The sequence below is a fragment of the Archangium primigenium genome (genome assembly GCF_016904885.1).
GTDB lineage: Bacteria > Myxococcota > Myxococcia > Myxococcales > Myxococcaceae > Cystobacter > Cystobacter primigenius.
In genome coordinates this window covers 5,153,926-5,169,604 of sequence record NZ_JADWYI010000001.1, presented here as the reverse complement: position 1 = coordinate 5,169,604, position 15,679 = coordinate 5,153,926, and the positions used below count along the sequence as shown (strand labels likewise).

3 protein-coding genes are annotated in these 15,679 nt (G+C 72.4%); all 3 read left to right on the top strand.

Going from position 1 to position 15,679, the window contains the following annotated elements:
* Positions 1–14: 14 nt before the first annotated feature.
* The 3 genes from I3V78_RS21370 to I3V78_RS21360 are packed head-to-tail and all read left to right on the top strand — an operon-like array spanning position 15 to position 15,671.
* On the top strand, positions 15–6,236 hold the full coding sequence (locus tag I3V78_RS21370) for a type I polyketide synthase (protein ID WP_204490305.1): 6,222 nt from the start codon (positions 15–17) through the stop codon (positions 6,234–6,236).
* Positions 6,229–7,641 (top strand): cytochrome P450, encoded by a 1,413-nt coding sequence (locus I3V78_RS21365; protein WP_204490304.1) that lies wholly within the window; start codon positions 6,229–6,231, stop codon positions 7,639–7,641. Before I3V78_RS21370 ends, I3V78_RS21365 begins: the two co-directional genes overlap by 8 nt.
* The gene (locus tag I3V78_RS21360; protein ID WP_204490303.1) at positions 7,638–15,671 is read left to right on the top strand and encodes a type I polyketide synthase; all 8,034 of its coding nucleotides are present in this window, start codon (positions 7,638–7,640) and stop codon (positions 15,669–15,671) included. Before I3V78_RS21365 ends, I3V78_RS21360 begins: the two co-directional genes overlap by 4 nt.
* The last annotated feature ends 8 nt before the right edge of the window (positions 15,672–15,679 follow it).

The following is a 15,679-nucleotide window of genomic DNA, read 5'->3' as shown; positions in this document are numbered from 1 at the left end:
CTGGACAACCAACCATGTCGACTCCCGATAACGTCGAAGCCCGCAGGGCGTTGCTCCGTCAAGCGCTCTCCAAGATCGAAGGACTGGAGCAGCGGCTCGCCCAGGCGGAACAGTTTCGAGATGCGCCGATCGCCGTGGTCGGCGTGGCGTGCCGGTTCCCCGGAGACGCCACGACGCCGGAGCGCTACTGGCAGAACCTGGCGGCCGGCCGGGACGCGGTGAGCGAGGTGCCTCCCAGTCGCTGGGACAACGCCACCTGGTTCGACTCGGATCCCGAGGCGTCGGGAAAGACGTACTCGCGCCATGGAGGATTCCTCGGCGCCATCGATCAGTTCGACGCGGCCTTCTTCGGCATCGCGCCGCGGGATGCGCGGTCGATGGACCCGCAGCACCGCCTGGTGCTCGAGTGCGTGTGGGAGGCTTTCGAGCGCGCCGGCATCCCACCCACCACCCAGGCCGGGAGTCGCACTGGGGTGTTCGTCGGCCTGGCGACCACGGACTACGGTTGGCTGCTTCAGGACAGCAAGGGCGCGTCGGCGCTCGATGCCTACTTCCTGACCGGCGTCGCGCCCAGCTTCATCGCCGGGCGCACCGCGCACGTGTTCGGCTTCGAGGGTCCCGCCGTGTCGATCGACACCGCCTGCTCCTCGTCGCTCGTGGCCATCCACCTCGCCTGCAACAGCCTGCGCTCGGGCGAGACCGACGTGTCGGTCGCCGCCGGCGCCAACCTGCTGCTCGCGCCCATGCCGCAGGTGATGATGTCCAAGGTCCGCGTGCTGTCCGCCTCGGGCCGCTGCCGCGCGTTCGACGCGACGGCGGATGGCTTCGTGCGCGGTGAGGGCGTCGGCGTGGTCGTCCTCAAGCGGCTCTCCGACGCGATCGCCGCGGGAGATCCCGTGCTCGCCGTCATCCGCGGCACCGCGGTCAACCAGGACGGCGCCACCAATGGGCTCACCGTGCCGAGCAAGAAGGCCCAGGAGAAGGTGATCCGGGCCGCGCTCGACAATGCCCGGCTCAACCCGCACGACGTGACGTACGTGGAGGCGCACGGAACCGGGACCTCGCTGGGAGATCCCATCGAGCTGCGGGCCCTGGGTGACGTCTACGGCAAGGATCGGCCCAAGGACCGCCCGCTCTATGTGGGCTCGGTCAAGACCAACTTCGGCCACACCGAGGCCGCCGCCGGCATCGCCGGCTTCATCAAGGTCGTCCTGTCGCTCGGGCACGAGGGCATCCCTCCGCACCTGCACTTCCAGCGCCCCAACCCCCACCTGGACTGGAGCCGCCTGGGCATCCAGGTGCCCACGTCCATGGTTCCCTGGGGCACCGCCCGGCGCATCGCCGGCGTGAGCGCCTTTGGCGCCAGCGGCACCAATGCACATGTCATCGTCGAGGCCCCCCAGGTCCGCGAGCCGCCCCTCGAGGCCGTCCCGGCGCCCGGCGCGCGGCGGGCCGAACTGGTGGTGCTCTCGGCGCGCGGCCCCGCCGCCGTCTCGGCCCTGGCGCAGTCCTTCGTGGGACGGCTGGAGGGCGAACCCGCGGTGTCGCTCAAGGACCTGGCGGCGAGCGCGGCGGGGAGCCGCGACCATCACGAGCACCGGCTCGCGGCCGTGGCCGAGACCCCGGCGGAACTCGCCGCCATTCTCGCGGACATGGCGCACGACGTGCCCCGTTCCGAGGGGGCACGGGGCCGGGCGAGTCCCGACGCTCGCCCGCGGATCGCGTTCGTGTTCCCCGGCCAGGGCTCGCAATGGCTCGGGATGGGGCGCGAGTTGCTGGCCGAGGAGCCGGTGTTCCGCGCCGCGATCGAGCGCTGCGCCGAGGCCTTCGCCCCCCGGGTGGACTGGTCGCTGATCGACGTGCTCGAGGGCCGCGCCGAGGCCGAGCGTATCGACATCGTGCAGCCGGCGCTGTTCGCGATGGCGGTCGGGCTCGCCGCGCTGTGGCGCTCCTGGGGAATCGTGCCCGACGCGGTGGTCGGCCACAGCATGGGCGAGGTGGCGGCCGCGCACGTGGCCGGAGCCCTGTCGCTCGAGGATGCGGCCCAGGTCATCTGCCTGCGCAGTCGGCTGCTGCGCACGGTGAGCGGACAGGGGGCGATGGCGGTCGTCGAGCTCGGGATGGAGGCGGCGCAGGCGCGCGTCCACTCGCGAGCGGCCCTGCTCTCGGTCGCCGCGCACAACGGCCCGCGCTCCACGGTGATCGCCGGAGATCCCACGGCGCTCGAGGCGCTGCTGCGTGAACTCGAGGCGGAGGCGGTGTTCTGCCGCCGGGTCCAGGTCGACGTCGCCTCGCACAGTCCGCAGATGGAAGCGCTGCGCGCGCCCCTGATGGCCAGCCTCGCCGGGCTGAAGCCGCGCCCCGGAACCACGCCGATCTACTCCACGGTGACCCGGGAGATCCTGACGGGTGGAGAGCTCGATGCCCTCTACTGGGCCCGCAACCTCCGCGATCCGGTCCTGCTCGCGCCGATGATCGATCGCCTGCTCGCGGACGGCCATACCCTGTTCCTGGAGCTCAGCCCGCACCCGGTCCTGCTGCCGATTCTCGGGGAGCGCCTGGCGCAGGAGGAGCGCGGTGCGGCGGGGGTGGGCAGTCTTCGCCGTGAGAAGCCCGCGCGCCGGATGTTGCTCCAGTCGCTGGGCGAGCTCTACGTCAAGGGCGCCCCGGTCCAGTTCTCGGCGATCCATCCGAAGCCCCGCCGACTCGCGCTGCCGACCTACCCCTTCCAGCGCGAGCGCTACTGGTTCTCCGCGGGGACCCGGCGCGAGCGGCGTGCGGAAACGGCCGGCGGGCTCCTCGGCACCGGAGTCGAGTCCTCCGTGGCGGGCCGCACCGCCCTCTGGCAGCGGTGGTGGGGCGGCGACAGCGCGGGCTTCCTCGGCGAACACACGGTCGCGGGAGCCTCGCTCCTGCCCTCGACGCTCTACCCCCTGCTGGCCGTCGAGGCGGCACGCCGTGCCGGAGGTGACGCCGCGCGGGGAGTGGAGGCCCTCGTCTTCGGCGCTCCGCTGGCGCTGGGCACGGCCGCGGAGCAGGAGCGCGAGCTGCAACTGGCGTGGCTGGATCCGGCGAGCGGCACCGGCCACTTCCAGGTGTCCAGCCGACGCGCTGGCGAGGCCTGGGTGATGCACGCCCGGGGCCGGGTGACGGAAGGCGAAGCGGCGAGCGCGGACACGGAGTCGCTCGCGGCCGTGCGCGAACGACTCCCGCGAGGCGTTCCCAGCGCGGAGCTGTACCGCGCGATGGAGGCCAACGGCATCGTCAACGGGCCGAGCCTGCGCCCCATCGAGGAGCTGTTCCTGGGCGAGGGGCAAGCGCTGGCCCGGCTCGCGGTGGCCGAGCGTGCCGCGCGCGCCACGCATGGACTGGTCCTCCACCCCGCCCTGTTCGACGGCGCCCTGCAGGTCGTGGGCGCGGTCCTGGCCTCCTCGGTGAACGGTGACGGCGCGCCGTTGCCGACCCGGCTCGAGCGCATGCGCGTGCACCCGTCCACCGCCACCAGCGGCTGGAGCCACGTGCGTGTGCGTGCCCTCGCCGAGGGCGGATGGAGCGCGGACGTGACGCTGTGGGACGACGCGGGCACGCCGCTGGCCCAGGTCCTGGGCCTCCGTCTCGAGCGGCAGGCGGTGGCTCGGCCACGGTCGACCGGGCTGTTCTGCCCGCACTGGGAGCGCGTCCCGTTGCCCGAGCCCGAGACGTCCGCGGCCCCGCGGTCCGAACAGCGCTGGTTGATTCTCGCCCGAGCCAGCGCGCTCGGCCGGGCGCTCCGCGACGCCCTCGTTCCACGGGCCTCCTCGGTGCGCCTGTGGGAGCTCGAAGGGCCGCTCGGGCCGGAACAGCTCGCCCAAGCCGTCGGCGATGAGCCCGCCGCCTGGAGCCTCGTCTACGTGCCACGCGGCGCCGGTGACATGGATGCGCACGAGGCCGCGGCGGTGGCGCTGTTGTCCGAGGCCGCCATGGACCTGGGGACCCTGTCTCGCTCCGCCGCGCCCGCGCTCGCCCTCGTGGCCGAAGCCGGTGCTGGGACGCCCCTCCAGGCCGCCCTCGACGCCAGCGTCCGGGACGTGTCTCCGCCGCACTGGACACGAATCGAATGGGCCCGGGGCGCCCCGCTCGAAGGCGTGGCCCGCGAACTCGTGCAACGTCCGGGCGAGGACGAGGTGGCGTGGCGCCCGGAGGGACGTGAGGTGGCGCGCCTGCGCCAGCCGCCCCTGGAGCCGCCGGTGGTCCATCGGGCCTACGCTGGCGAGCCCTGCCGACGGGTGACCGCGGGGAGCGGAGCGCCAACGCGCCCGTCGCTTCGTGCCCTCCTGCGCAAGTCGCCTGGCCCTGGTGAAGTGGAGCTCCAGGTGCGCGCCATGGGCTGGGCCACCGGTCATGACACCGAGGCCGGAGTCGCGCCGGGCCTCGCGTGCTGTGGCGCGGTGGTGGCGCTCGGCCCGGGGGTCGATCAGGTCGCCCTGGGCGACGAGGTCCTCGGAGTCGTGCGCGGTGGCATGGCCTCTCATGTCATCGTGTCGGCCACCGGGCTCGTGCGTCGGCCGGAGTCACTCCCCGCCGTGCACGCGGCCGGCGCCGTCCTCCCCTATGCGGCGGCCTGGTACGCGCTGAACGAAGCCCTCCGGATCGGGCGGGGCGAGCGTGTCCTCGTCCATGGAGCAACCACGGTGCTGGGGCTGGCCACCGTGCAGCTCTTGCGGCGAGCCGGGGCCGAGGTCCACACATCGGGACTCGCCGACGAGTTCCTGCGCGCGACTTCGGGACGCGGGGCGGACGTGGTGTGCAACACGCTGCCCGGCGCGGCGAGCACCGCCGTCATGCTGCTGGCCCGGGGCGGGCGGTTCCTGGACCTGGCACCGCGCGCGTCGAAGGCCACGGCCGCCGAGGGGGAGACGTTCGAGCCAGGCCTCTGGCGGGAGCTCCAGCGCCGTCGCGGCTCCTATCAGGGCATCGACCTGGCGGAGCTCGCGGAAGATCGTCCCGCCGCCTACACGGCCGCGGTGGAGCGGGTCGTCGAGCTGTTCACGGCGGGGCAACTGCCCCCCCTTCCCGTCCGCGCCATCGCATTGGGCGAGGCCGAGCACACCCCCCTGGCGCGCGATGACGAGGCCGGCGCGCGGGTCCTCTCCTTCGCGCACGACGACTCCGCGCGGTTGGCGGTGCCGATCTCCCCTTGGCCGGGAGTCTCTCCCGAGGGCACCTATCTGGTGGGGGGTGATGGTTCGGAGCTGAATGCGTGGTTGGTGCGCTGGCTCGCCCAGGAGGGAGCCACCCGGGTCATCGTGGTCACACCGCCTTCCGAGGCCGAGGGCGACGCACCGTTCGCCGGACTCGCGCGCGCCATCCAGGAGGCCGAGTCCTCGGGGGTCCGGATCGAGTGGCGCCGCCACACGAACCTCGACCGTGGACAGTGGGAGCGGCTCTTGCGGCCCGGTGGGCAGGAGGCTCCGCGATGGAGCGGCGTTTTCTACGGCGTGACGGCCTCCGATCGCCCGCTCGCCCAGGACTGGACGCAGAAGGTGGTTCCAGCGCTCGAACTCGCGGTGGCCACCAGGAGCCTCGCGCTCGACGGCTTCACGCTCGTCAGCACACCGGGCGCCATGGCGGGGGGCCCCGCGGAGACACTCGCGTCCGCCTTCGCCGCCATCGCGCGGGAGCGTTTCCATGCCGGTCACCCGGCGCTCGCGCTGTCATTGGCGCCCGCGATGGCGGGCGAGGATCGCACCGCCGAGGTGTCGTCCCATCTGCGCGAGGCGCTCGCGACACGCCAACCCCAGCTCATCGCGTTGCCAGCGACGATGGAGCCTGTCTGGCTCGAGCGTGTGCGGGCACAGTCACGCTTCGCCAGCCTGATCGCGGAGCTGGCGAGCTCCGCGGACCTCCTGTCCGCCAGGAGTAGACTGCTTTCCACTCCCAGTGCCCAGGCCCGCAGGGCGCAACTCGATGAGCTGTTACGGGCGCGGGTCGCCTCGGTCCTCGGCATGGAATCCTCACAACTCGACGCACGCATCCCTCTTCTGATGCTGGGTCTCGATTCGCTGATGGCGCTCGAAGTGCGCGAGCGGCTCAACAAGGCGCTCGGCATCCGGCTCGCGATCTCCAAGCTCCTGGCGGGCAGCACACTCAGCGAACTGGTCGACCACCTCGTTGAACTCTGGGAGTCCTCCCTGGGCTCACTCGAGGGCAACAGTGAAGCCAGCACACGCACCCCGGCGAAGGGTTCCCATGTCTGACAATACTGAACCGACACCTGTGACGACTTCCCCGGACGTCCTTCCTCCAGGCCCCTCCAGCGCGCTCTGGACCTCGGTCCGCTATGCGACCGATCCCGTGAGTCTCTACCGGGACCTCACCCGGTATGGCGATGGCCACACCGTCACGATGCCGCTTCAGATGGGGCCCGTCGTGGTGGCCTACAGCCCGCAGGCCGCCAAGGACATCCTGACCGCGGACATCTCGACGTTCGATCTCTACGGCCCGGATGCGCTGGCCATGGTCTTCCGGCCGCGCTCCCTCGTCATGCTGACGGGAGCCGAACACACCCGGGAGCGCAAGCTCCTGATGCCGCCGTTCAGCCGCCGGCAGATCCTCGCCGCCTATGCCGTGACCATGCGGGAGACGGCGCTCCAGTACGCGAGCGAGCTGGCCCAGGGCGGGCCGTTCGTCATGCAGAAGCTCGCCCAGCGCATCATGCTCCAGGTGGTCATCCGCGACATGTTCGGCGTGACGGAGCCCGCCGAGCAGGACGAGCTCCGGCTGCGCATTCGCGAGCTCTTCGAGGCGTCGTCCCCCGCGCTCATCTTCTTCCCCGCGCTCCGCCGTCCCTTCGGCGGGCTGGGCCCGTACGCCACGTGGCAGCGCGCCGACGCACGGCTGACCCAGCTCATCCATGGGCTCATCGCCAGGCGCCGCGGCGAACCGTCTGGCGCGAAGGTGGACCTCCTGTCCCTCCTGCTCACGGCGCGCTACGAGGACGGCAGCGTCCCCAGCGACGAGGTCGTCCACGACGAGCTGATGGCGCTGTTCCTCGCCGGGCACGCGGCGACGGCGACGACCATCTCCTGGGTGTTCTACTGGCTGCACCGCCATCCGGAGACGCTGGCGAAGGTGCGCCAGGAACTGGCCACGCTGCCGATGGACGTCGCGCCGGAGCGCTACACCGAGCTGCCCTACCTCGACGCGGTCTGCAACGAGACCATGCGCATCTACCCGCCCGTGGCCGACCTGTACCGCAAGCTCCGGACTCCGCTCCGCATCGGCTCGCGCACCATTCCGGCGGGGACCGGCGTCGCCGTGTTCACGACGATGCTTCACGCGCGGGAGGACCTCTTCCCGGAGCCGCTGCGCTTCCACCCCGAGCGCTTCGACGCGCGCAGATACACCCCCTTCGAATTCATGCCGTATGGAGCGGGCGCACGGCGCTGCATCGGTGCCTCCTTCGCCCACCAGTCGCTGCAGATCGTCGTCGCGACGATCCTGCGCCACTGGGAGCTGGGCCTGGAGTCCTCGCAGGAGGAGAAGGCGGTGCGTCAGGGGGTTGGCGTGGGACCCAAGAACGGGGTGCGGATGCGCATCCTGCGTGCCTCGACCCAGGAGCCGGCGCCGGTCGCCGCCCCATCCCGAGCGGTGAATTCATGACCTCGCCTTCCCTCAGCCAACTCACCGCGTGGATCGCCGAGGAGCTCGGCGCGCACCTGGAGCTCGATCCCAAAACGGTCGACGTCCACGAGCAATTCAGCCGCTATGGGCTCGACTCCATCGGGGCGCTCGCGCTCGTGCGCAAGCTGTCGCAGCGGCTCGATCGGCCGCTCTCCCCGGTCGCGGTCTGGCGCTTCCCCACTCCGCACGAGCTGGCGACGCACCTGCACGGCGGCACGAGCGCCAAGGCCGCCTCCACGGCGGGCCCGCCCCCCGACGTGGAGGCGGAAGCCGCGCGGGGTGCTCCAGACGAGCCGATCGCCATCATCGGGATGTCCTGCCGCCTTCCCGGCGCGCCGGACCTGGAGGCGTTCTGGCGGTTGCTGCGCGAGGGGGTGAACGCCATTGATGACGTGCCGCGCGAGCGCTGGGACGCGGCGGCCTGGGCCGCGACCGAGCCCGGCGCCGCCGGGGCGCGCAAGGGCGGCTTCCTCAAGCAGGTCGATCGCTTCGATCCGCTGTTCTTCGGGATCTCTCCGCGCGAGGCGATCACGATGGACCCGCAGCAGCGCCTCATGCTGGAGCTCACCTGGGAGGCGCTGGAGAACGCCGGCATCGTCGCCGAGAGCCTGAAGGGCAGCCAGACCGGCGTCTACGTGGGCTCCGCCTGGGTGGATTATGCCCGGCTGCTCTATCAGCAGGGCGCGCCGACCCTCACCCAACACACGGTGACGGGACACCACCGCAGCATCCTGGCCAACCGGGTGTCGTACGTGTTCGGCCTGCAGGGGCCCAGCCTGTCACTCGACTCGGCCTGCTCGTCCGCGCTGGTCTCCGTCCACCTGGCCTGCGAGGCCCTGCAGCGCGGTGACGCCACGATGGCGCTGGCCGGGGCGGTGAACCTCAACCTGCTGCCCGAGAGCACCCACGCCATGGTCAAGTTCGGCGCGCTGTCGCCGGACGGGCGGTGCGCCACCTTCGATGCCGGCGCCAATGGCTATGTGCGCGGCGAGGGCGGCGCCATGGTGGTGCTCAAGCGGTTGTCGCGCGCCCTCGTCGACGGAGACCCCATCGTCTGCGTCATCCGCGGCTCGGTGGTGAACAACGACGGCGCCAGCAATGGACTGACCGCCCCCAACCCGGTGGCACAGGAGTCCCTGCTGCGCGCGGCGTATCGCCGGGCCCGCGCCGAGCCGGGTGACGTCCAGTACGTCGAGCTGCACGGCACCGGCACCCAGCTGGGAGATCCCATCGAGGCCAGCGCGCTCGGCGCGGTGCTCGGCGGCGCCAGGCCCACCAGCGCGCCCCTGCTCGTCGGCTCGGTGAAGACCAACGTCGGTCACCTCGAGGCCGCCGCGGGCATGGCGGGGTTGATCAAGACGGCGCTCTGCATCGCGCACCGGCGACTCGTCCCCAGCCTCCACTTCACGACGCAAAACCCACACATCGCCCTGGATGAGTTGAACCTGCGGGTCCAGACCCAGGAGGGGCCCTGGCCCGCGGCGGAGCGGCCGCTGGTGGCCGGCATCAGCTCCTTTGGCATGGGCGGGACGAACGCGCACGTGGTCGTCGCCGAATGGCCCTCGCCGCCCGTCGCGAGCTTCCCGCTCGCCGCCAGCAGCCCGCAGGCCCTGCGCGAGCAGGCGCGGGAATGGCTCGAGGCGGTGGAAGGCTCGGAGCGCGAATCGCGAGTCACCCCGGGGGTGCCGTCCCCGTCGGCCGAGCACCGGCTGGCGCTGACCGCGCGCTCCTCGGGAGAGCTCGTCCAGGGCCTGAGGGACTTCCTCGAGGGCCGGACGAGCCCGCGGCTGGCCACGAGCCGGGCCGCGTCCCGTGAGGCGCCGAGGGTGGTGTTCGTCTTCGCCGGCCAGGGGGCGCAATGGCTCGGAATGGGCCGCTCCCTGCTGCACCGGGAGCCGGTGTTCCGCGCCACCCTCGAGCAGTGCGGGCGGTTGATCCAGAAGCACCTGGGCTGGTCGTTGCTCGAGGAGCTGACGGCGGGAGCGGAGCGCTCCCGGCTCGACCACGTCGAGGTGGGCTGGCCGGTGAGCATCGCCATCCAGATCGCCCTGACCGACCTGTGGCGCGCCTGGGGCGTGTCACCGGCGGCCGTCATCGGGCACAGCGGTGGCGAGATCGCGGCGGCGTACGTCGGCGGCGCGCTGAGCCTGAGCGATGCCATCGAGACCATCTGCGCCTATGCGAACATGCTCGCGCGGGTCCGCGGTCAGGGCACCATGGGTCTGGTGGGCCTGTCGTGGGAGGACGCCGCCCGGGAGCTGGTGGGCCATGAGGGCCAGGTGTTCCGCGCCATCCACCACGGCGTGAACGCCACCGTGCTGGCGGGACGGCCGGACGCGCTCGAGACGCTGTTCCACGCGCTCGAGCAGCGAGGCATCTTCTGCCGTCAGTTGCCGGTGGACGTGGCGCCGCACAGCCCGCTGGTGGAGCACCTGCGCGGTGATCTGCGTGAAGCGCTCCAGCGGGTTCAGCCCCGGCCCTCGCGCATCCCCATCATCTCGACGGCCCTGGGCACCGTGCTCGCCGGCGAGGGCTACGATGCCGAGCACTGGGTGCGCAATTTCTGCGAGTCGTTGTCGTTCTCGACCGCCATCGATGGCCTGCTGCGGGACGGGTACGAGATCTTCCTCGAGGTCAGCCCGCACCCGAGCACCCTGTACGCCATCCAGGCGAACCTGAAGCACCACCGCCGCCCCGGGGTGACGCTGGCTTCGCTGCGGCGTGACGAGGACGAGCACGCGGTGCTGCTCGATTCCCTGGGCGCGCTCTACGCACTCGGAGTGCCGGTGCGCTGGCACGAGGTCGGCCCCGCCCGGGTGCCGCCCGCCCCCGAGCAGCGGGGCGCGCCCCTGCCGGTGCCCCTCTCCGCCCGGAACGAGGCCGCCCTGCGCGCGCAGGCCCAGGCGCTGGTCACCCACCTCGAGGTCGCCGCCGAGCTTCCGTTGGGCGACGTCGCGCATGGCCTCGCCACGCAGCGGACCCATTTCGAGCATCGCGCCCTGGTGGTGGCCCATGAGCGCGCGGAGCTGCTCGCCGGCCTGAAGGCGCTCGCCGAGAGCTCCTCCGCGCCCCATCTGGTGCGGGGCAGCGTCAAGCCCCCGGGCAAGCTCGTCTTCGTCTTCCCAGGGCAGGGCTCACAGTGGGTCGAGATGGCACGGCCGCTGCTCGACAGCAGTGACGTCTTCCGCGCCCGCATGGAGGCATGCGCCGAGGCGCTGGCCCCTCATGTCGACTGGTCGCTGCTCGCCGTGCTGCGGGGTGAAGCGGGCGCCCCGTCGTTGGAGCGCGTCGATGTGCTCCAGCCCGTGCTGTTCGCGGTGATGGTGTGCCTGGCCGAGCTGTGGCGCCACCTGGGAATCCAGCCCGATGCGGTGGTGGGCCACAGCCAGGGCGAGCTCGCCGCGGCGTGTGTCGCCGGGGCGCTGTCCCTGAGCGACGCCGCCCGGATCGTGGCGCGCCGCAGCCAGTCGCTCGCCATGCTCGCCGGGCTGGGCACCATGGCGCTCGTGGAGCTGCCGGCCGCCGAGCTGATGGAGCGCCTGGAGCGCTTTGGCGGCCAGCTCGCCATCGCCGCCATCAACGGTCCCCACTCCACCGTCATCTCCGGCGGAGTGGCCGCGGTCGAGACCCTGCTCGGTGAACTCGAGGCCGCGTCGGTGTTCGCCCGGAGGATCCGCGTCGACTATGCCTCGCACGGCCCCCAGGTCGAGGCGGTCCACGAGCAGCTCTTGAGCATGCTCGCGGGTATCCAACCCGTCACGTCCACGCTGCCCTTTGTCTCCACGGTGCACGGGCGGGTGCTTGACGGCGCGACGCTGGACGCCGAGTACTGGTACCAGAACCTCCGGCGGACGGTGCGCTTCGCCGACGCCGTCGAGGGGTTGGTGGCCAGTGGGCATCACTTCTTCGTCGAGGTGAGTCCGCACCCGGTCCTGACGATGGCGCTCAAGGACACCCTGGCGGCCGCCGGGCGCCCGGGGGCCGTCGTCGGCTCGTTGAAGCGTGATGCCGGTGATCTGCGTCAGCTCCTGCTCTCGCTGTCCGAGCTGTTCGCGAACGGCCTTCCCGTCGATTGGAGCCGCCTGCATCCCGTAGCGCGCCGGGTCTCGTTGCCGACCTATGCCTTCCAGCGCGAGCGCTACTGGCTCGAGCCCGCCCCGGTCCAGCGGCGCGGCCAGGAGGACGCGACCCAGGGCCTGTTCGGCGCGCCCATCTCGTCCTCGCTCGATGACGGACTCTGGCTCTGGGAAGGCGTCATCAGCGCCGAGCGCTTCCCCTACCTCGGGGAGCACCGGGTCGACGGCCGGGTGATCGTGCCCGGCGCGGCCTATCCGGCGATGGTGCTCGAGGTCCTCGAGGGCACGCCGTGGGCGGGGGCCTCGGTGGTCGCGGAGCTGGAGCTCCATGTGGCCCTGGACGTCTCGCCCCCCCTCGCACGCACCGTGCAGCTCACGCTGCTCTCGGGTGGAGACGGAGCGGCCTCGTTCCGGATCTCGAGTCGGGAGGGCTCCGGAGCGGGCGCGGCGCGCAGTTGGGTGCTTCACGCCAGTGGGTTGCTGCGGCGGGCTTCTCCAGCGCCCGCCGCCCTCCCCCAGGACGTGTCGGCGATTCAGGCGCGCTGCACTCAGCGCATCACGGCGGAGGAGCACTACGCGACGTGCCAGGCCTGGAAGCTCGGCTATGGCCGCGGCTTCGCGGGAATCAACGCCGTGTGGCGAGGGGCGCACGAGGCGCTCGCCGCCGTCTCCGTCCTCCCCGCCGCCGCGAACGAGCTCATCCCCCAGCTGGATCCCCGGTGGTTCGACGCGGCGCTGCAGGTGGCGCTGACACTCGATTCGCGCTACCCGGGACGCTCCGCCGCCGCGGCGGTGATGCCCGTGGGGTGGCGCGCCCTGCGCGTCCACGACCTGCCGCGCGCCCCCGCCGAGGTCTGGAGCCACGTCCGGCTTCGCGGGACCCAGGCCGAGCGTCAGCTCATGGTCGCCGACATCACGGTCATGGACGTCTCCGGCCGTGTCCTGCTCGAGGTCGAAGGACTGCGCCTGCGTCGATTGGAGGCCTCCGACGAGCGCGAGCAGGTCTTGCGCCTCGAGTGGCGTGAGGCCGCACGGGCCGCTCCCACCGAGTCGCCAGCCGCCGGCGGGTGGCTGTTGGTGGGTCGATGCGCCGTGACCGACGGCGTGCGCAAACGGCTGGAGGCGCGCGGCCACACCGTCGCGGTGCTCGACGCGCACGAACTCGCCGACGACAGTGCCCGTGCTCACGCCCGGGTCCGCGAGTGCGCGAGCCGCCTGGGCTCGTGCATGGGCGTCGTGCACCTCGCCAGCCTGGAGCCGATGGCGATTCCCGACCATGAGGAGTCGATGGTGGGGGCCAGCGCGCCGGTCTGGGCCAGTGCGCTGCACCTGACGCAGGCGCTCACCCGCCAGGGGTGGCGAGATGCCCCCCGGCTCTGGTTCGTCACCCGGGGCAGTCAGACCGTCGAGGGGGTCGCGGGTCCGGACGCCGCGGCGCTCGCCAGCGCGCCGCTCCTCGGCATGGCCAGGACGATCGCCTACGAGCACCCCGAGCTGCGCTGCACGCGCCTGGACCTGCACGCCGGGCCCGCGGCCCACGACGCGGCCACGCTCGCGGAGGAACTGACCGCGGAGCTGCTCGGGGGCAGCACCGACGATGAGCTCGCGCTGCACGAGGGCCGCCGCTTCGTCGCGCGGCTGGCCTTTGGCCCGATGGGTCCTCCCGTCGCGCATCGGGCCGCGGCGGGTGGACGACCGTTCCAGCTGGCCGTGGCCGAACCGGCCACTCCGGGCGCCGTGACGTTCCGCGAACTCGAGCGGCGGGCCCCGAAGGAGGGCGAGGTCGAGCTCGAGCTGGACGTCGCCGTGCTCGACCCCACCGAACTCTCGAAGGTGACCTTCGTGTGTACGGGACGGGTCACGTCCGTTGGAACGGGCGTGGGAGGAGAGCTCCTCGGCCAGCAGGTCGTGGCGGTGGGCTCGGCGGGCGAAGCGCTCGCCACCCACACCGTGCTCCCGGCGAGCCGTGTGGCCGCGCTGCCGCGCGAAGGCCTGGGCGAGAACGTGGCCCGAGAGGTCATGGGCCTGATGGTCGCCAGCCATGCGCTCGAACACCTCGCGCGGGCCGAGGGGGGCGAGCGCCTGCTCGTGCACTCCGCGACCAGCAGCGCCGGGGTGGCGGCCCTCCAGGTGGCGCGACAGCTCGGCCTCGAGGTGTTCGCCACCGCCGCCCATGAGGAGGAGCGCGCCACCTTGCGCGCGCTGGGCGTCGCGCATGTCGTGGACGGGCCTCCCCAGGCGGTCGCCGAGCGGCTCCTCGCGCTCACCGAGGGGCGTGGCGTCGACATCGTGCTCGGCACCGCCGTCGGGTCACACCCCGGCGACGCCATGGCCGAGAGCCTGCGCGTGCTCGCGCCGTGCGGTCGGTTGGTGGAGCTCGGTGCACGCCCTTCCAGCAACGCCGCGCGCCTCCCGCCGTCGCTCTTCGCCCGGGGTCTGTCCTACGCGGCCGTGGACCTGGGCGCCATCGCCCAGGCGCACCCGCGGCGCTTCACGTCGCTGTTCCGCGAGGCCGTGCGGAGCCTGGCGGCGGGAGCGCTGCCGCTGCGACCCGCGCGGGTGGTGCCAATCTCCCGGGTGGCCGAAGCGGTGCGCGGCGAGCCTGGACAACCGCACCCGGGCGAGCTGGCCTTCGCGCTGCGCGATCCCGAGGTGGCGCTCGAGACCCGGGGCCCGCGCTTCCGCGCTGACGCCAGCTATGTCGTCACGGGCGGCATGGGCGGCCTGGGCCTGTCGCTCGCGAAGTGGATGGTCGAGCAGGGAGCCCGTCGGCTCGTGCTGGCGGGACGCAGCCTCCCCAGCCAGGCGGCGAGCAAGCTCGCGGAGGAACTCGAGCACAAGGGCGCTACCCTCGTGCTGGCCACCGCCGATGTCTCGCGACCGGCCGATGTGGAACGGCTGCTGCGCGAGGCCGAAACCCCCGGGACCCCGCTGCGTGGCGTGTTCCATCTGGCGGGAATCCTCGACGACGGCCTGGTCGCGCAACAGGACACGGCCCGCTTCCGCCGCGTCATGGCGCCGAAGATCGACGGCGCCTGGCACCTGCACCGGCTCACCCGGGACCGGCCGCTCGACTTCTTCGTCCTCTACTCCTCCGTCGCCTCGCTGCTCGGCTCGCCGGGACAGACGGGCTACTCCGCGTCCAACAGCTTCCTGGATGCCCTGGCCCAGCACCGGCGCGCCGCCGGGCAGCCCGCGCTGAGCATCTCGTGGGGACCGTTCTCCGAAGTGGGTCTGGCGGCCGCTCGCGAAGTTCGCGGCGAGCGACTGCAGGACCGTGGCATGGCGAGCATGTCCACGCAGGCGAGTGAAGCCAGCCTCGCCGCGCTCCTTGGGCGTGACGAGCCCTGGGTGGGCGTCGTCTCGCTGGACGTGGGACGGTGGCTCGACTTCTATCCGACCCTCACCGCCAGCGCGTACTTCAATGAGCTGGCTGGCGCCGTCACGGCGTCGGCGACGTCCGTCGACCACGCGCACCAGGCGCTGGCCGCCCGGCTGCAAGCCACGCCCGGGCAGCTGCGCAACGCCCAGGTGGAAGGCTTGATCCGTCAACAGCTCGCCAAGGTGCTGCAGTGTCGGCCCGAGGCGATCTCCGCGCAGGCCCCCTTCACCTCGCTCGGATTGGAGTCGCTCACCGGGCTCGAGCTGAGAAACCGCCTCGAGAAGCAGACCGGCCTCCGGCTGCCCGCGACGCTCATCTGGACGCATGGCTCAATCGAGAGCCTGGCCCGCGCGCTGCTCGATCGGCTTCTGCCGGAGGCGCTCGACCACCGCGCCGCATCGCCCGTCCCCGAGGCCAGGCTCGAGCCGAAGCCCGAAGAGCGGATCGAGGCGCGGACCGAGGAGCAACTGCGTGAAAGCGCGCGTGCGATGAGCGAGGCGGAGCTGATGGCCGAACTCGCCCAGGAGCTCGACGCGGTGGGCGGCATCTAGTCCGCGAG